General features: G+C 51.0%; 20 protein-coding genes, 2 tRNA genes and 1 rRNA gene. 16 read left to right on the top strand and 7 right to left on the bottom strand.

The window, feature by feature from the left end; all coding sequences use genetic code 11:
* The first annotated feature begins 162 nt into the window (after positions 1-162).
* The 3 genes from rrf (at position 163) to CHU32_RS19370 (ending at position 494) form a co-directional block, all read left to right on the top strand.
* Positions 163-278, top strand: a 5S ribosomal RNA gene (gene rrf / locus CHU32_RS19380).
* A 55-nt stretch (positions 279-333) separates the two neighbouring features.
* Positions 334-410, top strand: a tRNA-Asp gene (locus CHU32_RS19375).
* A gap of 8 nt (positions 411-418) precedes the next feature.
* Positions 419-494: transfer RNA gene (locus tag CHU32_RS19370), tRNA-Trp, on the top strand.
* A gap of 97 nt (positions 495-591) precedes the next feature.
* On the opposite strand, the gene hdfR is transcribed toward CHU32_RS19370, so the two are convergent.
* Positions 592-1,413: an HTH-type transcriptional regulator HdfR gene (gene hdfR, locus CHU32_RS19365; protein WP_103677629.1), complete on the bottom strand. Its 822-nt coding sequence runs from the start codon at positions 1,411-1,413 to the stop codon at positions 592-594.
* Between the two features lie 119 nt (positions 1,414-1,532).
* Between hdfR and CHU32_RS19360 the strand changes: the two genes are divergently transcribed.
* Entirely contained in the window at positions 1,533-1,871 is a 339-nt protein-coding gene (locus CHU32_RS19360; protein WP_103677628.1) for a MaoP family protein, read from the top strand.
* A 25-nt stretch (positions 1,872-1,896) separates the two neighbouring features.
* Here CHU32_RS19360 and CHU32_RS19355 read toward each other — a convergent pair whose 3' ends face one another.
* Entirely contained in the window at positions 1,897-3,417 is a 1,521-nt protein-coding gene (locus tag CHU32_RS19355) for a YifB family Mg chelatase-like AAA ATPase (RefSeq protein ID WP_103677627.1), read from the bottom strand.
* Positions 3,418-3,744: 327 nt separating this feature from the next.
* Here CHU32_RS19355 and ilvL point away from each other — a divergent pair, with 327 nt between their 5' ends.
* The 6 genes from ilvL (at position 3,745) to ilvA (ending at position 10,294) form a co-directional block, all read left to right on the top strand.
* Positions 3,745-3,843 carry an ilv operon leader peptide gene (gene ilvL, locus CHU32_RS19345; RefSeq protein WP_001311244.1) on the top strand — a complete coding sequence of 33 codons (99 nt, stop codon included), beginning with the start codon at positions 3,745-3,747 and terminating at the stop codon, positions 3,841-3,843.
* Positions 3,844-3,982: 139 nt separating this feature from the next.
* Entirely contained in the window at positions 3,983-5,629 is a 1,647-nt protein-coding gene (ilvG, locus tag CHU32_RS19340; protein WP_103677625.1) for an acetolactate synthase 2 catalytic subunit, read from the top strand.
* The gene (ilvM, locus tag CHU32_RS19335) at positions 5,626-5,889 is read left to right on the top strand and encodes an acetolactate synthase 2 small subunit (RefSeq protein WP_103677624.1); all 264 of its coding nucleotides are present in this window, start codon (positions 5,626-5,628) and stop codon (positions 5,887-5,889) included. The genes ilvG and ilvM overlap by 4 nt, the downstream gene beginning before the upstream one ends.
* 17 nt (positions 5,890-5,906) lie before the next feature.
* Entirely contained in the window at positions 5,907-6,836 is a 930-nt protein-coding gene (locus CHU32_RS19330) for a branched-chain amino acid transaminase (RefSeq protein WP_103677623.1), read from the top strand.
* Positions 6,837-6,899: 63 nt separating this feature from the next.
* Positions 6,900-8,750: a dihydroxy-acid dehydratase gene (gene ilvD / locus CHU32_RS19325; RefSeq protein WP_103677622.1), complete on the top strand. Its 1,851-nt coding sequence runs from the start codon at positions 6,900-6,902 to the stop codon at positions 8,748-8,750.
* A 2-nt stretch (positions 8,751-8,752) separates the two neighbouring features.
* On the top strand, positions 8,753-10,294 hold the full coding sequence (gene ilvA, locus CHU32_RS19320) for a threonine ammonia-lyase, biosynthetic (protein ID WP_103677621.1): 1,542 nt from the start codon (positions 8,753-8,755) through the stop codon (positions 10,292-10,294).
* A 33-nt stretch (positions 10,295-10,327) separates the two neighbouring features.
* Here the strand turns inward: ilvA and CHU32_RS19315 are convergent, their stop codons facing one another.
* A complete protein-coding gene (locus CHU32_RS19315; RefSeq protein ID WP_103677620.1) occupies positions 10,328-11,320 on the bottom strand; it encodes a LacI family DNA-binding transcriptional regulator in 993 nt (330 codons plus the stop codon).
* 194 nt (positions 11,321-11,514) lie between these two features.
* Between CHU32_RS19315 and CHU32_RS19310 the strand changes: the two genes are divergently transcribed.
* The 4 genes from CHU32_RS19310 (at position 11,515) to CHU32_RS19295 (ending at position 15,960) form a co-directional block, all read left to right on the top strand.
* Positions 11,515-12,948, top strand: a complete 1,434-nt coding sequence (locus tag CHU32_RS19310) for a glycoside hydrolase family 32 protein (RefSeq protein ID WP_103677635.1) — start codon at positions 11,515-11,517, stop codon at positions 12,946-12,948.
* Between the two features lie 224 nt (positions 12,949-13,172).
* On the top strand, positions 13,173-14,417 hold the full coding sequence (locus CHU32_RS19305) for an oligosaccharide MFS transporter (RefSeq protein ID WP_103677619.1): 1,245 nt from the start codon (positions 13,173-13,175) through the stop codon (positions 14,415-14,417).
* A gap of 175 nt (positions 14,418-14,592) precedes the next feature.
* Positions 14,593-15,294: a DUF2461 domain-containing protein gene (locus CHU32_RS19300; RefSeq protein ID WP_103677618.1), complete on the top strand. Its 702-nt coding sequence runs from the start codon at positions 14,593-14,595 to the stop codon at positions 15,292-15,294.
* Between the two features lie 54 nt (positions 15,295-15,348).
* Positions 15,349-15,960 carry an SUKH-4 family immunity protein gene (locus CHU32_RS19295; protein ID WP_176691691.1) on the top strand — a complete coding sequence of 204 codons (612 nt, stop codon included), beginning with the start codon at positions 15,349-15,351 and terminating at the stop codon, positions 15,958-15,960.
* Here the strand turns inward: CHU32_RS19295 and CHU32_RS19290 are convergent.
* The gene (locus CHU32_RS19290; RefSeq protein ID WP_103677616.1) at positions 15,938-16,483 is read right to left on the bottom strand and encodes a hypothetical protein; all 546 of its coding nucleotides are present in this window, start codon (positions 16,481-16,483) and stop codon (positions 15,938-15,940) included. The two genes, CHU32_RS19295 and CHU32_RS19290, sit on opposite strands and share 23 nt — an antisense overlap.
* 232 nt (positions 16,484-16,715) lie before the next feature.
* On the opposite strand from CHU32_RS19290, the gene CHU32_RS19285 reads away from it, so the two are divergent.
* Complete coding sequence (locus CHU32_RS19285) at positions 16,716-17,198, top strand: hypothetical protein (protein ID WP_103677615.1); 483 nt, start codon at positions 16,716-16,718, stop codon at positions 17,196-17,198.
* On the opposite strand, the gene CHU32_RS19280 is transcribed toward CHU32_RS19285, so the two are convergent.
* Genes CHU32_RS19280 through ilvY form a run of 3 tightly spaced genes read right to left on the bottom strand, consistent with a single transcriptional unit; the run spans position 17,184 to position 18,820 of the window.
* Positions 17,184-17,516 carry a hypothetical protein gene (locus CHU32_RS19280; RefSeq protein WP_103677614.1) on the bottom strand — a complete coding sequence of 111 codons (333 nt, stop codon included), beginning with the start codon at positions 17,514-17,516 and terminating at the stop codon, positions 17,184-17,186. The genes CHU32_RS19285 and CHU32_RS19280 overlap by 15 nt on opposite strands.
* Before the next feature lie 14 nt (positions 17,517-17,530).
* Entirely contained in the window at positions 17,531-17,920 is a 390-nt protein-coding gene (locus CHU32_RS19275; RefSeq protein ID WP_103677613.1) for a hypothetical protein, read from the bottom strand.
* A 12-nt stretch (positions 17,921-17,932) separates the two neighbouring features.
* The gene (gene ilvY / locus CHU32_RS19270; protein ID WP_103677612.1) at positions 17,933-18,820 is read right to left on the bottom strand and encodes an HTH-type transcriptional activator IlvY; all 888 of its coding nucleotides are present in this window, start codon (positions 18,818-18,820) and stop codon (positions 17,933-17,935) included.
* Positions 18,821-19,095: 275 nt separating this feature from the next.
* On the opposite strand from ilvY, the gene ilvC reads away from it, so the two are divergent.
* Positions 19,096-20,571 (top strand): ketol-acid reductoisomerase, encoded by a 1,476-nt coding sequence (ilvC, locus tag CHU32_RS19260; RefSeq protein ID WP_103677611.1) that lies wholly within the window; start codon positions 19,096-19,098, stop codon positions 20,569-20,571.
* The last annotated feature ends 102 nt before the right edge of the window (positions 20,572-20,673 follow it).

Below are 20,673 nucleotides of genomic sequence, written 5' to 3'. Positions count from 1 at the left end.
CCGGGTGTGTAAGCGCAGCGATGCGTTGAGCTAACCGGTACTAATGAACCGTGAGGCTTAACCTTACAACGCCGAAGGTGTTTTGGCGGATTTGAGAGAAAGATTTTCAGCCTGATACAGATTATATCGACAGGTCAGAGGACGTGTTGATAACAGAATTTGCCTGGCGGCCGTAGCGCGGTGGTCCCACCTGACCCCATGCCGAACTCAGAAGTGAAACGCCGTAGCGCCGATGGTAGTGTGGGGTCTCCCCATGCGAGAGTAGGGAACTGCCAGGCATCAAATTAGCAGTAAACCGGAGCAACAGGCCGGTGTAGTGTGACGAAATTCGGTGGAGCGGTAGTTCAGTCGGTTAGAATACCTGCCTGTCACGCAGGGGGTCGCGGGTTCGAGTCCCGTCCGTTCCGCCACCCTAATTAGGGGCGTAGTTCAATTGGTAGAGCACCGGTCTCCAAAACCGGGTGTTGGGAGTTCGAGTCTCTCCGCCCCTGCCAGAAAATTATCCTTTGCTTCGGCAAAGGATTTTTTTTGCCTAAAATTCGGCGAAGTATTCTGCTTTGTTTTTAGCGATCCCGCCTGCCGGCGGGAAAATCAGGCGATAGTATCTGCTTTAAGGATCTCACGGATCTGCGATTGCTTATCGCTATTCTGCAACCAGATAGCATATAACGGTCGTGTTAACGTCATGCTGTCTGTCACCGTATGCAATCCGCCTTTTTCTTTCGCCCAGCTTACGGGTAGCCAGGTACATCCCCTGAGCGCAGCAAGTTGCTGATAAGCCAACTCAGCAGAACTGGTGGTCAGAAGGGGAATATCATCACTGGCAATCAGTCCCTGCTCATATTGCTGAAAATCAGCGCCCCATTCCAGGCGTAAATAGTTAAGCTCTGCCTTCAGGCTTGATGCCGATGTACAAAATAGTGCCATCGTAAAATGGCCCAGCAGTTGGCTGCTGAACTCGTCCATCTTTGGTGCTTCAGTGGTGATCAGCAAATCCAGCTGCCGCTCATGGAGTTGTTTCACCAGCGACTGTCGCTGGGCGATTCTTGCCTCAAACTGTAAACCGTCATGCGCCTGATACAATCGGCTTAACCAGTCTGTGAGCAGACATTCCCATAGCGAAGCGCTGGCACCGATAGAAAACTCATTGTGGCGCGATGTGTTTGCTACCTCCTTACGTGCAGCTTGCCAGGTGCTCATTAATGTCTCTGCATACGGCAAAAGTTTTTCACCCGCAGCCGTCAGGCGGATGTTGTTTCGATGGCGGGTAAAAAGATTTACCCCGAGCTGATTTTCAAGCTGGCGAATACGAAAACTGACTGCAGACTGCGTCAGGTATAGCGCTTCAGCGGCACGCCCAAAGTGGCGTGTTCTGCTCACTTCAAGGAAAGTTTTAAGCAATTCCGTATCCACATCTTTCTCCGCAAAATTTTTTGTCGTTATGATTTAAATGTTTTGTTTTACACTCTGTCAAGCGTAACTAATACTCCGCGCCATAAATAGCTCGGCCAGAAGAATTAGGAGCGTGTAGGATGGCGGAAAGCTTTACGACGACTAATCGATATTTCGACAATAAATACTACCCACGTGGTTTCTCTCGGCATGGTGATTTCACCATCAAAGAGGCGCAACTGCTTGAGCGTCATGGTTATGCCTTTAACGAGCTGGACCTGGGTAAACGTGAGCCTGCAACCGAAGAAGAAGTTCAATTTGTCGCGGTATGCCGCGGTCAGCGCGAGCCGGTCACCGAAGCAGAGCGCGTATGGTCTAAATACATGACGCGAATCAAGCGTCCTAAACGCTTCCATACCCTTTCCGGCGGCAAGCCGCAGATGGAAGGTGCGGAAGACTACACCGAATCAGAAGACTAAGTACTAAGGGGCGCAAGCCCCTTTTTTACATCATCATTTTTTGCAGATGAATCAGCAGCCTGTCGATTGCCCGATAGCCCAGCGCTTCCTGCAAATGCCGACGTTCAAGGCGCTCGCAGTGTTCAATGTCAGCAATCGTCCGGGCAACTTTCAATAAACGCTGCCAGGCGCGTATAGAGAGTCCAAGCTGCGTCAGGGTTTGCTCCAGCCAGAGCGCATCATCATCGCTTAACCGACAATGTTCACGTAACCCGCTGCTTTCCAGCCGGGCATTGAGGGTATTCTGCCTGGCGTATTGACGCTCATGTGCCTCAATAACGCGCTGTCTGACCGTTTCACTACTCTCACCACGTTTTAACGGCTGACTAAGCAAACCCGGAGGCGGAAGCGGGATCTCCAGCGACAAATCAAACCGGTCGAGGAAAGGGCCGGATAAACGTCCCAGGTAGCGCAGCGTCTGCTCTGGTGAGCAGCGGTTATGTTTACCCTGATAATGGCCGGTTGGGCTGGGATTCATGGCAGCGATCAATTGAAAACGTGCCGGATAACTGATTTTTGCCCGGGTGCGCGAAATATGAATCTTGCCGGATTCAATAGGCTCACGTAAGGCATCCAGGACACGCCGTTCAAATTCGGGCAGCTCATCAAGGAACAGGATGCCGTTATGTGCCAGTGAAATTTCTCCCGGTGCAGGAATCGCCCCTCCGCCTACCATCGCCGTCAACGAGGCGCTATGATGCGGTGAGCGAAATGGTCGACAACGCCACTGTTTATGAATGCTACCGGCATTAACCAGACTCAATATAGCCGCGCTTTCCAGCGCCTCCTGATTACTCAGCGGTGGTAATAGTCCATTTAGCCGGCTGGCCAGCATGGTTTTTCCGGTGCCCGGCGGCCCGATAAACAGCAGATTATGTCCTCCGGCGGCGGTGATCTCTAACGCGCGCTTTCCCTGCTCCTGTCCAATGACATCGGCAATATCCTGCGCCAGGGCTGGCTGAGCCATCTCTCCGGCTGGCGGAAATGGCAATGCATGCTTGCCTTCAAGAAAAGCGCATACCTCCTGAAGATGTGCAGCGATGAAGCAATCTTCCCCGCCGATCAGCGCGACCTCTGCGGCATTCTCCTGTGAGACAATGACCTGCCGTCCTGCTTTTAAGGCCTCCATGGCGCTGGATATCGCGCCGGGAACCCCGCGTAATGCGCCTGTAAGCGCCAGTTCACCCACAAACTCATATTGCCCCAGCCGGGGGGCATTAAGTTGCTCAGAGGCGGTCAGAAGCGCGATAGCAATAGGTAAGTCGTATCGACCGCCCTCCTTAGGGAGATCGGCTGGCGCAAGATTAATGGTGATCTTTTTCGCCGGAAAGGTATAACCGCTGTTTATAATTGCGCTACGAACACGATCCCGCGCCTCTTTGACCGTGGTCTCGGGAAGGCCGACCATCGTTAACCCTGGCAGCCCGTTACTGATATGGACTTCTACGGTAATAAGCGGTGCACAAACGCCGAGTGCAGCGCGTGTGAAGACAATTGATAGCGACATAGACCCTCCTGGTAAGAGAGATTAGCCTCCTGTCGACATGCTGTTAATGCGCGGTTTATCGATTTGCGAAGTGGTTTCCTGTCTTTTTATGCCGGGATGTAACATTGCAAATTTTTCTGGATCATCTTTGCAAACACGCGAAAACGGCTTTTTAAGCGGAAAAGGTGAAATATTTTCATTTAATCTTTTTCTTATAAAAAACAACAATATTTTGCTAAATCGTTGGCTGGCTCAGAAACTGGGTCATAAAAAAATATTGTGTTTATCACACAAACTGTGATAACTCTTTAGGTATTCCTTCGAACAAGAAGCCAGAAAGTTAAGAAAATGACAGCCCTTCTACGAGTGATTAGCCTGGTCGTGATTAGCGTGGTGGTGATTATTATCCCACCGTGCGGGGCTGCACTTGGACGAGGAAAGGCTTAAAAATCAAGCCTTAACGAACTAAGACCCCCGCACCGAAAGGTCCGGGGGTTTTTTTTGACCTTAAAAATAGCAATGAGGAGCAGAAAATGAATATCAGCATAAAATTCTGTTTCTCCAGAATTACGGCGGGGATGTAACTATGAATGGAGCACAATGGGTGGTACATGCGTTGCGGGCGCAGGGGGTTAATACCGTTTTTGGTTACCCTGGCGGTGCAATCATGCCAGTTTACGATGCGCTGTATGACGGTGGCCTGGAACACTTGTTATGTCGCCATGAACAAGGCGCAGCGATGGCCGCCATTGGCTATGCCCGCTCTACAGGCAAAACCGGCGTCTGTATCGCCACTTCTGGTCCGGGGGCAACGAATCTCATCACCGGCCTCGCAGATGCGCTGTTAGATTCCGTACCGGTTGTCGCTATTACTGGCCAGGTGGCCGCGCCGTTCATTGGGACCGATGCCTTTCAGGAAGTGGACGTCCTCGGTTTGTCACTCGCCTGCACCAAGCACAGCTTTCTGGTGCAGTCGCTGGAAGAACTGCCACGCGTGATGGCGGAAGCTTTTCAGGTGGCAAACTCAGGCCGTCCTGGACCGGTATTGGTGGACATTCCTAAAGATATCCAATTAGCCGTGGGCGATCTGGAACCTCACTTTTCGACCGTCGAAAACGACGATGCTTTCCCTCATACCGAAATGGAGCAAGCGCGTCAGATGCTGGCGCAGGCGCAGAAACCGATGCTCTATGTGGGCGGTGGTGTCGGTATGGCCCAGGCGGTGCCGGCGCTGCGTGAGTTTATCGCCGTTACCCAAATACCCTCCACCTGCACGCTGAAAGGGCTGGGCGCGGTAGACGCTAACGATCCGTACTACCTTGGCATGCTGGGGATGCACGGCACCAAAGCGGCCAACTTTGCGGTACAGGAATGCGATTTGCTGATTGCCGTTGGTGCACGTTTTGACGATCGCGTTACTGGCAAGCTGAATACCTTCGCCCCGTACGCCAAAGTGATTCATATGGACATCGACCCGGCGGAAATGAACAAGCTGCGCCAGGCACATGTCGCCTTACAGGGCGATCTGAACGCGCTGCTGCCTGCGCTGCAACAGCCGTTAGCCATTGCAAACTGGCGTCAGTACAGTGCGGATTTACGCCGTGAACACGCGTGGCGTTACGATCATCCCGGTGAGGCGATCTACGCCCCTTTGCTGTTAAAGCAGCTCTCAGAGCGCAAACCCGCAGACAGCGTGGTGACGACTGATGTCGGCCAGCACCAGATGTGGTCAGCCCAGCATATGACTTACACCCGCCCGGAAAATTTCATTACCTCCAGCGGCTTAGGCACCATGGGTTTTGGTTTGCCCGCAGCGGTTGGCGCGCAGGTTGCTCGCCCGAATGATACGGTTATCTGTATCTCCGGTGACGGTTCCTTCATGATGAATGTACAGGAACTGGGCACCGTAAAACGCAGGCAGTTGCCGTTGAAAATCGTCTTACTCGACAATCAGCGGTTAGGCATGGTTCGACAATGGCAGCAGTTGTTTTTTCAGGAACGTTATAGCGAAACTACTCTGACCGATAATCCCGATTTCCTCATGCTGGCCAGCGCCTTTGGCATCCCAGGTCAGCACATCACCCGAAAAGATCAGGTTGAAGCGGCTCTCGATGCCATGCTGAACAGCGAGGGGCCATACCTGCTTCATGTCTCAATCGACGAACTTGAAAACGTCTGGCCTCTGGTACCGCCCGGTGCCAGTAACGCACAAATGCTGGAGAAATTATCATGATGCAACATCAGGTCAATGTCGCGGCCCGCTTTAACCCGGAAACGTTAGAACGTGTCTTACGTGTGGTTCGCCATCGTGGCTTTCAGATTTGCGCCATGAATATGGAAACCGCTACCGATGCACAGAACATAAATATTGAATTGACCGTTGCCAGCCCCCGGCCCGTCGAATTACTGTTTAGTCAGTTGAGTAAACTGGTCGACGTCGCTCGTGTCGAGATACAGCAACGAACAACTACATCACAACAGATCCGCGCCTGAGCGCAAAAGGAAGAAAAATGACGACGAAAAAAGCTGATTACATTTGGTCCAATGGCGAGATGATTCGTTGGGAAGACGCGAAAGTTCACGTGATGTCTCACGCGCTCCACTACGGTACTTCAGTCTTTGAAGGTATCCGTTGCTACGATTCACACAAAGGGCCAGTGGTGTTCCGCCATCGCGAGCACATGCAGCGCCTGCGTGATTCAGCCAAAATTTATCGTTTTCCGGTTTCCCAGAGCGTTGATGAGCTGATGGAAGCCTGCCGTGACGTTATCCGTAAAAACAACCTGACCAGCGCCTATATTCGTCCGCTGGTCTTTGTTGGTGACGTCGGTATGGGTGTGAACCCGCCGGAAGGCTATACCACTGACGTGATCATCGCCGCATTCCCGTGGGGCGCTTACCTGGGCGCGGATGCGCTGGATCAGGGCATTGATGCGATGGTCTCTTCCTGGAACCGCGCCGCGCCGAATACCATCCCGACCGCAGCTAAAGCAGGTGGTAACTATCTCTCCTCACTACTGGTGGGTAGCGAAGCGCGTCGTCACGGCTATCAGGAAGGCATCGCGCTGGACGTGAACGGGTATATTTCCGAAGGCGCGGGCGAAAACCTGTTTGAAGTAAAAGATGGCGTGTTGTTTACACCGCCGTTTACCTCTTCCGCGCTGCCGGGCATTACTCGTGATGCGATTATCAAACTGGCGAAAGAGCTGGGTATTGAGGTTCGCGAACAAGTGCTGTCCCGTGAGTCACTGTATCTGGCCGATGAAGTCTTCATGTCCGGCACCGCCGCTGAAATCACGCCGGTACGCAGTGTTGACGGTATTCAGGTTGGTGAAGGCCGCTGTGGCCCGGTCACCAAACGTATTCAGCAAGCATTCTTTGGCCTCTTCACCGGTGAAACCGAAGATAAATGGGGCTGGTTGGATCAGGTTAATAACTAATTAAAAAAACGGGACGGCACGCACCGTCCCGTTTAACAGACAGACACTGGGAGTAACTAAAGCATGCCTAAATATCGTTCCGCCACTACCACCCACGGCCGTAACATGGCCGGAGCACGTGCGCTGTGGCGCGCCACCGGGATGACTGACTCCGATTTCGGCAAGCCGATTATCGCCGTCGTCAACTCCTTCACCCAGTTTGTGCCGGGGCACGTGCACCTGCGCGATCTGGGCAAACTGGTGGCTGAACAAATCGAAGCGTCAGGCGGCGTGGCGAAAGAATTTAATACCATTGCGGTAGATGACGGTATCGCGATGGGCCACGGGGGCATGCTTTATTCACTGCCATCGCGCGAACTGATCGCCGACTCTGTGGAATACATGGTCAATGCCCACTGCGCAGATGCGATGGTGTGTATTTCCAACTGCGATAAAATCACCCCGGGAATGCTGATGGCCTCGCTGCGCCTGAACATTCCGGTGATCTTCGTTTCCGGTGGTCCAATGGAAGCCGGTAAGACCAAACTCTCCGATAAGATCATCAAGCTCGATTTGGTTGATGCCATGATTCAGGGTGCCGATCCAAAAGTGTCTGACGATCAAAGCGAGCAGGTGGAACGCTCGGCCTGCCCGACCTGCGGCTCCTGCTCCGGCATGTTCACCGCCAACTCGATGAACTGCCTCACCGAAGCTCTGGGGCTTTCTCAGCCGGGCAACGGTTCGCTGCTGGCAACCCATGCCGATCGTAAACAGTTGTTTCTTAATGCCGGCAAACGCATTGTTGAGCTGACGAAACGCTATTACGAGCAGGAAGATGCCAGCGCGCTGCCGCGCAATATCGCCAGTAAAGCTGCGTTTGAGAATGCGATGACGCTGGACATCGCGATGGGCGGTTCAACGAATACCGTGCTGCATTTGCTGGCCGCGGCGCAGGAAGCGGAAATTGACTTCACCATGAGCGATATCGATAAGCTCTCCCGCAAGGTTCCCCAGCTGTGTAAAGTCGCGCCAAGCACGCAGAAATACCACATGGAAGACGTCCACCGCGCGGGCGGCGTTATCGGCATTCTCGGCGAGCTGGATCGCGCCGGGCTGCTGAACCGAGACGTAAAAAATATTCTTGGCCTCACGCTGCCGCAAACCATTGAGCAATATGATGTGGTCATCACCCAGGATGAGGCGGTCAAAAATATGTACCGTGCCGGACCGGCAGGTATTCGTACCACCAAAGCGTTCTCACAAGACTGTCGCTGGGATTCGCTGGATGACGACCGCGCTGAAGGCTGTATCCGCTCTCTGGAACATGCTTACAGCCAGGATGGCGGTCTGGCAGTGCTGTACGGCAACTTTGCAGAAAACGGCTGCATTGTAAAAACCGCAGGCGTTGATGACAGCATCCTGAAATTTACCGGCCCGGCGAAAGTCTATGAAAGCCAGGACGACGCAGTAGAAGCTATTCTCGGCGGCAAAGTTGTCGCGGGTGACGTGGTAGTGATCCGCTACGAAGGGCCGAAAGGCGGACCGGGAATGCAGGAAATGCTTTACCCAACCACCTTCCTGAAATCAATGGGTCTTGGCAAAGCCTGCGCGTTGATCACCGACGGACGTTTCTCCGGCGGCACCTCCGGCCTTTCAATTGGCCACGTTTCGCCGGAAGCCGCCAGCGGCGGCAATATCGCGCTGATTGAAGATGGCGACATGATCGCCATTGATATCCCGAATCGCGGCATCCAGCTGCAGTTAAGCGATCAGGAAATCGCCGCGCGTCGTGAAGCGCAGGACGCGCGTGGCGCAGCCGCCTGGACGCCGAAAGCGCGCGAACGCCAGGTGTCCTTCGCGCTGCGTGCCTACGCCAGCCTCGCGACCAGTGCGGATAAAGGCGCAGTTCGCGATAAATCCAAACTGGGAGGCTAACGATGGCCGACTCACAGCCTCTTTCTGCCGCCCCTGAAGGGGCGGAGTATCTCAGAGCGGTACTTCGCGCGCCGGTCTACGAAGCAGTGCAGGTGACGCCGCTGCAAAAAATGGAAAAACTCTCCGCGCGCCTCGATAACGTGATTCTGGTGAAGCGCGAGGATCGCCAGCCGGTGCACAGCTTTAAGCTGCGTGGGGCCTACGCCATGATGTCCGGCCTGAGTGAAGAGCAAAAAGCACGTGGCGTCATTACCGCCTCGGCGGGTAACCACGCGCAGGGCGTCGCGTTTTCCGCTGCCCGTTTAGGGCTGAAAGCGCTGATCGTAATGCCAACCGCCACCGCCGATATTAAAGTGGACGCGGTGCGCAGTTTTGGCGGTGAAGTGCTGCTGCACGGAGCGAACTTCGATGAAGCCAAGGCCAAAGCGATTGCGCTGTCGCAACAGCAGGGCTTTACCTGGGTGCCGCCGTTCGATCACCCGATGGTGATTGCCGGTCAGGGCACGCTGGCGCTGGAGCTGCTTCAGCAGGATGCGCATCTCGACAGGGTATTTGTCCCGGTCGGCGGTGGCGGCCTGGCGGCAGGCGTAGCGGTACTGATCAAACAGCTGATGCCGCAAATCAAAGTTATCGCGGTGGAAGCGGCAGATTCCGCTTGCCTGAAAGCCGCACTGGACGCCGGCCATCCGGTCGATCTCCCGCGCGTCGGGCTGTTTGCTGAAGGCGTGGCGGTGAAGCGCATCGGCGATGAAACCTTCCGCCTGTGCCAGGAATATCTGGACGATATTATCACCGTCGATAGCGACGCCATTTGTGCAGCGATGAAAGATTTGTTCGAAGACGTACGCGCGGTGGCGGAGCCGTCCGGCGCGCTGGCGCTGGCGGGCATGAAAAAATATATCGCGCAGCATAACATTCGCGGCGAACGGCTGGCGCATGTGCTTTCCGGCGCGAATGTTAACTTCCATGGTTTGCGCTACGTTTCCGAACGCTGCGAACTGGGCGAGCAGCGCGAAGCACTGCTGGCGGTAACCATCCCGGAAGAAAAAGGCAGTTTCCTGAAGTTCTGCCAGCTGCTCGGCGGCCGCTCAGTTACTGAGTTTAACTACCGCTTCGCCGATGCAAAGGACGCCTGTATTTTCGTTGGTGTACGCTTAAGCCGGGGGCTGGAGGAGCGTCAGGAGATCTTGCAACTGCTTGATGAAGGCGGCTACGGTGTGGTCGATCTCTCTGATGATGAGATGGCGAAGCTGCACGTGCGTTATATGGTCGGCGGTCGCCCGTCAAAACCGCTCCAGGAGCGGCTGTTCAGCTTCGAGTTCCCGGAATCTCCCGGTGCATTACTGAAGTTTCTGCATACGCTGGGCACGCACTGGAACATTTCGTTGTTCCACTACCGCAGCCACGGCACCGACTACGGGCGCGTACTGGCGGCGTTTGAGCTGGGCGAACATGAGCCGGATTTCGAAACGCGGCTCAAAGAGCTGGGCTATGAGTGTCATGATGAAACCAATAACCCGGCGTTTCGGTTCTTCCTGGCATAGTAACATTCTCCCCTCCGCTATCAGGAGGGGAGATTATATTGATTGGCGGCGCAGCAATGGACTCGCTACAAATACCGTCTCCTGATGCGTTTCCCCATTAATAATATGCAAGGCGCTAAGTCGGCCAATTTCATAATGTGGCAACTGGATGGTTGAAAGAGGCGGTATAAAAAGCTCGCCGGTTCCAACCATATTGTCATATCCCAGCACCGCAATATCCTCAGGGATCTTCAGCCCTCGCGTTAACAACGCCTGATAAACGACAAACGCCACCCGATCGTTACCACAAACAATGGCGTCAAAATGGTGCGACGCCGTCAGGTGCTGGTTAACGATGTCAGCAGCATTGAGATAATGCTGGTCGCCTTCCGGAAGGTAATGATGGGTAAGGGTAGACGGATCGATACCCGCTTCCAGACAGGCGCGTTCAATGCCCGCCCGCCGTCGCTGACTGGCAACCAGCGTGTGGGGCAGATGGATACACAATAGCTTTTTATAACCCGCCTGAAATAGCGCTGTTACCCCGGCATATTGTCCATGTTCATCATCGGGAATATAGCTGGCGAGCTTATCCGTCAGACTTTCACAATTGGCCAGTACACACGGGAGCGTGCTGAGTTTTTTGGGAACGGGCACCTGACGCAATCCCATTGTGGTGTAAATAATACCATTGGGGCGGTGAGACATCAGCAAATCAACAATGTCGTCCGGGTTATCATTTGAGAACATATTCACCAGAAAACTGTTCCATCCATGTGCGCGTGCCGTTTCTTCAATGGACAGCGTGATCTCGACAGAAAAAGGTGTCGTCATCGTATCCAGCGCCAGCACTCCAATGGTATTCGGCGTGGATTTAGCGCCCCGAATTTTGCGGGCTGATATATCCGAGACATAGTTAAGCTGCTTCACTGCGCTCATGACGGTGTCATACGTCTCTTTCTTCAGGCGAGCCGGCTCGTTAAGGGCGCGAGATACCGTCATCAGAGAAACATTTGCGAGTTTTGCCACGTCTTTTAATGACGCCATTTACGTGCCGATCCTTATAAATTGCAGCCAGACATCGTCCGGAAGTCAAAATGCGAAGGCGGTAACAATACCTTAATGTTAACGTTAACTTTTGTGATTAACATCGCAAGTACGGCAATCCTCGCGTGATCATTCCGAATGTTAACGTTATCTTTTTTCAAAATTACTCTTTCCTATTTTGTCAGCGGGCAGATATGGACGAATTACTGGCAGCAGCAAATCATTTTATCGCGGAAAATCAGCCGGATGTGGACCAGCGCTGGTACCCACGTTTCCATTTAGCGCCTCCAGTCGGCTGGATGAACGATCCCAACGGACTTACGTGGTTTAACGGCTATTTTCATGCCTTTTACCAGCACTACCCTTATGCGGCGGAATGGGGACCGATGCATTGGGGCCACGCACGAAGCCGCGATATGATTCGCTGGGAGCATCTACCTGTGGCGTTGGCACCATCAGATCCGCAAGATAAAGACGGCTGTTTTTCTGGTTCAGCAGTTGTGGCCGGGGAAACGCTGTCTTTGATCTATACCGGGCACAAATTTGATGGGCGGCCGGTTGATGAAAATCTTTACCAGGTTCAGTGCCTGGCGACCAGCCAGGATGGCCTGACTTTCCGCAAGGAAGGGCAGGTGCTCGATACGCCAGCAGGAGTGCACCATTTTCGCGATCCTAAGGTATGGCGTGAAGGTGATGTCTGGTACATGGTGGTAGGCATCAAAGTCAATGATGCCGGTGAGATCCATATCTACCGCTCAGATGACTTACGCCAATGGCAATATGAAAGCGCCATTCAAGGTACAGATATCTGTGATGGCTATATGTGGGAATGCCCGGATCTTTTCCGGCTTGGTGATAAGCAGGTATTAATGTTTTCTCCGCAGGGGATAAACACAGACGGCTATCATTATCGTAACCTTTTTCAAAGTGGCTGCGTGGTAGGAGAATGGCAGCCGGGGACACCGTTCACTGCGCAGCAGGCTTTCCACGAGCTTGATCATGGTCATGACTTCTACGCGCCGCAAAGTTTCACAACCCCCGATGGTCGCCGGGTGATCATGGGTTGGCTGGCCATGTGGGAATCCCCGATGCCGGAAAAAGCGGATGGCTGGGCTGGTATGCTCACTCTCCCACGCGAATTGACGATCTCTGCAACGGGTAAGGTTAGCCAGATGCCCGTTAAAGAAATAGAAACATTGCGCAAGGAACATCATCAGTGGCACCCAGGCGAGTTTTGTCAGCAAAACGTGCCGCTAATGGAGGATGCTCAGGCGCTGGAAGTCTTGCTTGAATGGGACGTTTCCCGTAGTACAGCTGAGCGATATGGCATCAGCCTTGGGACTGGCGCACGTATTTTTATAGATAATCAGGCGCGTCGGATCGTACTTGAGCGCAATTATCCTGCACTGAATTTGAGTGGCGATCGCAGTGTCCCTCTTCCAGACGGTGAATGCCTGAGCCTGCGCCTCTTTATTGATAAGTCCTCATTAGAGCTTTTTATTAATGTGGGTGAATATACGTTAAGTAGCCGTATTTATCCGGAAGAAAACGATCGTCAGCTTTCACTGTTCTGCCACCATGGCCGGGCGGTGGTAAATAAATGCTGTGCGTGGCAATTAGCGTCATGATTAAAATGGGGTAGTTGAATGATTACCCCTTATTGTGTTCCATTTTGCACTGGAGGCCAATAGCAAAGGATAATGCATTTTTGAGATTCGATAATTTACCGTTGAAGACAATCAAAAAAGGGATGGATGCATACCCGGCAGTCACCTGTAATAAGCGGGTATTATCCAGAAGCGTTATAGTAAAAAATCACAAACGTGATCGTATCCTTATGGCAGGATAAAAAATGAAAATAAATATGCTGTTCAGTAATAAAAACTATTGCTGTGCTTCAGGGTATTTACTCTTTTTCTTTGGAGCATGGTCATTATGGTGGTCATTTTACGCCATATGGTTAAAAACCAAAATAGGGCTTACAGGTGAAGAGCTCGGTTTACTTTATTCGGTAAACCAGTTTTTCAGTATGATTTTCATGATTGGTTATGGCATCCTTCAGGATAAACTGGGGGTGAAAAAACGACTCATTTGGTTGATGGGGATAATACTGATCTTAAGCGGTCCATTTCTGATTTATATCTACGAGCCACTGCTCAGTACTCACTTTATGGCAGGAATGTTTCTCGGAGCAATCTTCTTTGGCCTTGGCTTTCTTGCCGGATGTGGGCTGATCGAAAGTTTTGTCGAGAAGCTGAGTCGAATGTTCTCATTTGAATTCGGCACCGCCCGACTCTGGGGTAGCGTAGGTTATGCTGTAGGGACGTTTGTCGGCGGCATTTTCTTCAGCATTAACCCACACATTAATTTCTGGTGCGTCTCAGCGCTGGGACTATGCTTTTTGCTAATTAACATTATATCTCCGTCATCAACATCGTCGGCTACCACGCAGCAAAGCAACGACGTAAATTTTCATGACTTTATGACGATTTTCAAAGACAAACAGTTCTGGTTATTCGTATTGTTCGTGGTGGGTACATGGTCTTTCTACAACATTTACGATCAACAAATGTTTCCTGTTTTTTATGCCGGTCTATTTGACAACCCGGATGTGGGATCGCGCGTTTACGGTTATCTGAATTCATTTCAGGTGATTCTGGAGGGGGCTGGCATGGCGTTAGTGCCTTTCCTGATTAATCGTATTGGCCCGAAATATTCATTGATTCTCGGGGGTGTTATCATGACCTGCCGTATTCTGGGTTCAGCATTGTTTACCGATGTCTACGTGATTTCATTTATTAAGATGCTGCATGCGATTGAGGTCCCGCTGTTTGTGCTATCTGTGTTTAAATTCAGCATTGCTAACTTTGATAAACGTCTTTCCTCGACCATATATTTAGTCGGGTTCAATATCGCCGGATCGCTTGGCATTATTTTGCTCTCTTTACCCATTGGCAGACTGTTTGATAAAGTAGGTTATCATTCCATTTTCTTTATCATTTCATCGGCCGTCGCCGCTATGGTGCTTTTGGGCTTGCTGACGCTAAGTAAGAAAAGACAGCCCTCCGCGCCTCCTCTCCCGGTTGAAGGAGCCTGATACGCGACAACGGGTCCAAAACATCATCACAACAACGGGGAATAGATTTATTTCCCGTTTTCTTTTAAGGGAAACTTGCGCAAGCCACCGTAAAAGCGGATGCTTTTGGTCTTGAGTTTGTCAATCGCTTATACCCAAACGGGTATGAGTAGAAACAACGGAACAGGATAACCGCATGACCAGCCGCTTTCAGGGATTCGCACAAGAAGGACTCGATTTCCTCCAGCAGGTTCGTATTGAAAACGACAAAGCATGGTTCGATGAGCATCGTTTTATCTATGATCGCAGCCTGCTCACGCCGTTTCGCGCGCTGGTGGAAGATCTCGCGCCCACGATGCTGGAGATTGATTCACTTCTGGAAACCCGTCCTGCTATCGGTAAAACCCTGTCGCGTATTCACCGCGATACGCGCTTCTCGCACGATAAAACCCGCTACCGCAGCCGAATGTGGCTGACGTTTAAACGTTCGGCGAAAAACTGGACCGACGCACCGGTGTATTTCTTTGAAATCAGCCCCGACACTCTACGCTACGGTCTTGGCTATTACAGTGCCAGCAAGCCGACGATGGATCTGTTTCGCCATACGCTAAAGCAGCGCCCGGCGCAGTTCCTGGAAGTGGCCGAACGCTGCCGCCCGCCGTTTGAGCTGGTGGGAGAAAGCTATAAGCGGCTGCTGGTCAAAGATCTCGATCCAATGATTTCCGACTGGTATCACCGTAAAACCTTTGCCGTAATGGTAACGGATAACGAGGTGGGAAAATTATTCAGCGCGGATTTGGTCGACACGCTGACGCAAGGCTTTCAGCAACTGGAGCCGTTATATCAGTGGTTGATGACGGTGGAGACAATGAAGCAGGTGGATCCGGCGGATTTGTGAATATTATTCATGGTTATCCGCCCAGATTATTATCAATATAAGGGAGTTCAATCAATGGGATTAACAATGATACCTTTCAATGATGAGGTTAAATTATTGTTTAAGCCCATTGACAGGGAACAACTAAAAGAAACTTATGCGCTTAATGAATTAAACAGTAAACTTGAATTATTAGTTGGTTATAAAAATAATGCTCTTATTTTTTACATTGATCAATTATTTATATTTAATTTCAATAATCGTAATTATATAGTGTTTGGTCATGAAATTGGCGGGTATTTTATTCTTGATGAGGTGACAGGGCGAGTTTATTGGCTATATCTTGCGAGTGACAAAGATTCAGACGTTAGCCTTATGTTTTGTAATAGTACAGTGAATCAATTTATCTGTTTTAATAATTTGTTTTTTTCCGTTGTTGATAAAGTAATGTTTGATAGTGTTCAGGAAGATAAAGTTAGCTCAGACGAAGATATCTTTTATACTATAGAGAAATATTATAAAGAGTGTGACCCGGCATCCATGGGCGAAACATTTGAAGGTCAGGAATGTTATTGGCCAACCAGAACCTACGAACTCTCTGATGGCTTTTATCCATTAACAGAAGCTCACATAGAATTTTATGCAACACTTATAAATAAAGGCGTTAACGGTAAAAGTGGTAACTAATCAGCTGGTGGTGGGATAGTGTCAGAAATATTGTCATGCCAGGGCCTCCCTGACTCATCTCCATCCAGCTCACGCCTTCCGGTATTTTGGGGAGAAAATCAAGTTCAGCCACGTCGTTAACTTCGTCAATGGTGGCGATGATATCATATTCTTCGAAAGGAATAGCACGTTCTTCCTGGGTACCGAATGTCTGTAACAGCGCATATCCTGCTGTGCATAAATCCATTGGTGGGTACGGGCAGGGTTTTCGCACGCTATTTGTCAGACGATATTCTGCGGTGATTTTATGACACGCATTCTCCTGCTGACAACAACGTGCTGCTTCAAGTAAATCCTTTTCCGCCTGACAAGGTAAATAACGTTTTTCCACTGCAAAAAGAGAAATTAACTGACTGAGGAAAACGGAGAGTGACACAGAATCAAGGAGAGTTTTCCAGTATGCCTGTTCATCATCAGGGAAAATTTCGTTAAGTAGCACGGTAAGTCTGGTCTTTATTATAATAATGTCATCATGGCTTAACATCTATTACCTCCTGTTTCTTGAAACGTTGCGTTCTACTTCCAGATTATTGCATTGCGGGCGAATGCCTACTTTAAATTATATTGTATTTATAGTGAGCGGCTTTAATCTCTGTCCTGGATCATATTATTATAAAAATTCGTGAACCGATAGCTGATTCAAAAGGTGAAAAAATGCTCTTGCCTGGATGAACGTTAATATTATAATGAGTAGAAACCATCAGGGACTGGAAGTTATGCTGAAACGCTGGAAAGAAAAAGAGGCACTACCCGGTATTAACTGTCTGATTTTTTCCGACGGCAAGGTTACGTTGTTAAACTGGCATCGGGTTTACGATCCGCAAACAAAAACGGTGAAAATAGCGTGTTCTCCGACAGGCGACACAACGCTTAACAGCATTGAGAATGACGATCCCGATTGTTGGGTTACGATGGATCGCTGGGCCACCATTGACTATAACGGTGGAAAAATTTACGGTGGCGATGGTGGTATGGGGAATGAGGGGGCGCTGGTTTGTGTTGATGCTAACGGTCATTTTCTCTGGGGATTCTTTTTTACCGATACGAATCCAATTACCAAACTTATGATTAAAGATAATATGTTAACGGCTATTAACGAGCACGCAGAAATAAGACTGACTATCAACCTGAAAGAACTCACCAGTATAAAGGTTGATGTTCTTTCCTGGCCTATGAAATTCTCATTAGAAAATAGTTAAGAATTTTCCTCTTCCCACCTCGTGTGGCCCTTCCATAATATGAAAAATCTGGTTTTGTGCAACTTTAGAATAATATTCATCATTAAAAGTGAAAACGATTTTAGCCATAAAAGGGAAATCAAAACACTCAATTTCGGCTTCGATAAAGGTTATCCCCCAGTAAGCATCAGAAATGGACGGGATAACAATATCGGGGCGATAGCCCGCGCACGGTAAGGATTGTCGTTTTGCGCTATCAAATTCAACCTCTGCAATAATGTACCTGCCTGCTACATCAGGCGGTCTTGTTTGGATGGTTGTTTTTGTTTTTTTAGACATGATACGGGGTCCCCTTACTTCATCACCGTCTTGCGCACATAGCTATCCAGCTTATCTGATTCATAAAACGCCATACACTGTGCCAGCACATTATTAGCGGTTGCGGCATGGTCGGGATGCAGCGACATCGTCAGCTTGTCATAATCCTTCGTCTCTTTAGCGACGAACTTCACAAATGCATCCCAGACGCCTGCATTGGCGAGGGCATAGCTTTCCACCATAAATGAGGCATCACGAGAAGGCGCAGCGAGTGTATCTGTCGGGGTAAGGTCGCGATAGTTATCTACCAGGCATTGCCTCAGCGCCAGATGCTTTACATCCTGAACGGTAATGCCTTTCGGTTTGGCCTGTACGCTGAAACACATCGCGACCAGCACGGATAACAGCATTGTTTTTGTTCGCATTTTGTTTCCTCATCAACCCTGAACAATTTTCCAGAACGCCTCAATCAGCGGTTCATGCAGCCTTTTTTTCTGTACGCAAACGCCCAGTTCAAACGGCGATTCTTCGTCGTTGCGTTCTAAAATCATCACCCGATTACGCACCGGTTCCGGGCTGTTTTCCAGTACCACTTCTGGTAGTAATGCCACCCCGCAGCCGAGCGCGACCATCGACACCATCGCTTCATGCCCGCCTACGGTCGCATAGATTGAAGGATTACTGATTTTATGACGGCGGAACCACAGTTCAATGCGCCTGCGCACCGGCCCCTGATCGGCCATAATAAACGGCACCGCTGACCAGTCAGGATTATCTACCGACACCTGATTACGTACCGGACAGGGCAGGGCGGGAGCGATCAGCACGACCGCCAGATTTTCCAGAATGGCAAAGGCGACCGCGCCGGGCAAGGTCTCCGGTTTCCCGGCGATAGCCAGATCCGCCTCGCCGGTGACGACTTTCTCCATTGCATCAGCGGCATCGCCGGTGGTGAGCTTGATCTCAACGGAAGGATGTTCGGCACGAAAGCGGTCGAGGATCGGCGGCAGATGGCTGTAGGCGGCGGTGACGGAGCAGAACAAACGTAGCTCGCCGGAAAGCGACGGCCCTTTTTGGTCCATGGTATGCCGCAGTTGTTGATACTGTAACAGTGTCTGTTGGGCAAACACACGCAGCTCCTCACCCGCTTCGGTCAGCGTTACCGTTCGGTTATCACGTATAAATAGCGGCTGGCCTAAATCCTCTTCCAGCCGCTGGATTTGGCGGGAGAGCGTGGATGGGCTGACATGCATCGCCCGGGCACTGCGGCCAAAATGACGGCTATCTGCCAGATGCAAAAAGGTTTTTAGATCGCGTAAATCCACTGGCCGCTCTCCCCGGTTTATATTGCAGAAATTGCAATATGACGTTGTGAATATATCAATTTCCGCAATAAATTTCCTGTCATATAGTAAGTTCATTATCGCAAAAGCGAACTGCACAATATACTCGTCGTCTTTCAAGTTGTAGATGCGTTGGCTGCGTCAGCTCACCCCAGTCACTTACTTGAGTAAGCTCCTGGGGATTCACTGCCTTGCCGCCTTCCTGCAACTCGAAATCCATAGAGTAACGACAACACAACATCACGGAGTACATCACCATGGCTAACTACTTTAATACACTGAACCTGCGCCAGCAGCTGGCGCAGCTGGGCAAATGCCGCTTTATGGGGCGCGATGAATTCGCCGACGGCGCAAGCTACCTTCAGGGTAAAAAAGTGGTCATCGTCGGTTGTGGCGCGCAGGGTCTGAACCAGGGCCTGAACATGCGTGACTCCGGTCTGGATATCTCCTACGCCCTGCGTAAAGAAGCGATTGCTGAAAAGCGCGCGTCCTGGCGTAAAGCGACTGAAAACGGCTTCAAAGTCGGTACTTACGAAGAGCTGATCCCACAGGCGGATCTGGTCGTTAACCTGACGCCGGACAAACAGCACTCCGACGTGGTACGTACCGTTCAGCCGATGATGAAAGACGGCGCGGCGCTGGGCTATTCCCATGGCTTTAACATCGTGGAAGTCGGCGAGCAGATCCGTAAAGACATCACCGTCGTAATGGTTGCGCCGAAATGCCCGGGTACCGAAGTGCGTGAAGAGTACAAACGCGGCTTCGGCGTGCCGACGCTGATTGCCGTGCACCCGGAAAACGATCCAAAAGGCGAAGGCATGGCGATTGCCAAAGCCTGGGCCGCAGCCACTGGCGGTCACCGTGCTGGCGTGCTGGAATCCTCCTTCGTGGCGGAAGTAAAATCCGACCTGATGGGCGAGCAGACTATCCTGTGCGGCATGTTGCAGGCGGGCTCTCTGCTGTGCTTCGACAAGCTGGTGGAAGAAGGCACCGACCCGGCTTATGCAGAAAAACTGATCCAGTTCGGCTGGGAAACCATTACCGAAGCGCTGAAACAGGGCGGTATTACCCTGATGATGGATCGCCTGTCCAACCCGGCAAAAGTCCGCGCTTATGCGCTGTCCGAACAGCTGAAAGAGATTATGGCCCCGCTGTTCCAGAAGCACATGGACGATATCATCTCCGGTGAGTTCTCCTCCGGTATGATGGCGGACTGGGCCAACGATGATAAGAAACTGCTGACCTGGCGTGAAGAGACCGGTAAAACCGCGTTTGAAACTGCGCCGCAGTATGAAGGCAAAATCAGCGAGCAGGAGTACTTCGATAAAGGCGTACTGATGATCGCGATGGTGAAAGCGGGTGTTGAGCTGGCGTTCGAAACCATGGTTGATTCCGGCATCATTGAAGAGTCTGCTTACTATGAATCACTGCATGAACTGCCGCTGATTGCGAACACCATCGCCCGTAAGCGTCTGTATGAAATGAACGTGGTGATCTCTGATACCGCCGAATACGGTAACTACCTGTTCTCTTACGCCTGCGTACCGCTGTTGAAAGAGTTCATGACTACGCTGCAAGCGGGCGATTTGGGTAAAGCCACCGAGGGTACTGCGGTTGATAATGCCCAGTTGCGTGACGTCAATGAAGCTGTGCGTAGTCACGCGATTGAAGAAGTAGGTAAAAAGCTGCGTGGTTATATGACCGACATGAAACGTATCGCTGTCGCTGGCTAACCTTCTTTTCCTTCGTACCTGAACCTGAACTGTCTCCCGGCAGTTCAGGTTTTTTATTGACTGTTTTTCGATTTGTTATTTGTTGTTGTTTTATGATCTTTA

This window comes from Superficieibacter electus (genome assembly GCF_002915575.1).
Lineage (GTDB): Bacteria > Pseudomonadota > Gammaproteobacteria > Enterobacterales > Enterobacteriaceae > Superficieibacter > Superficieibacter electus.
This window is presented reverse-complemented; position numbering and strand designations above follow the sequence as displayed.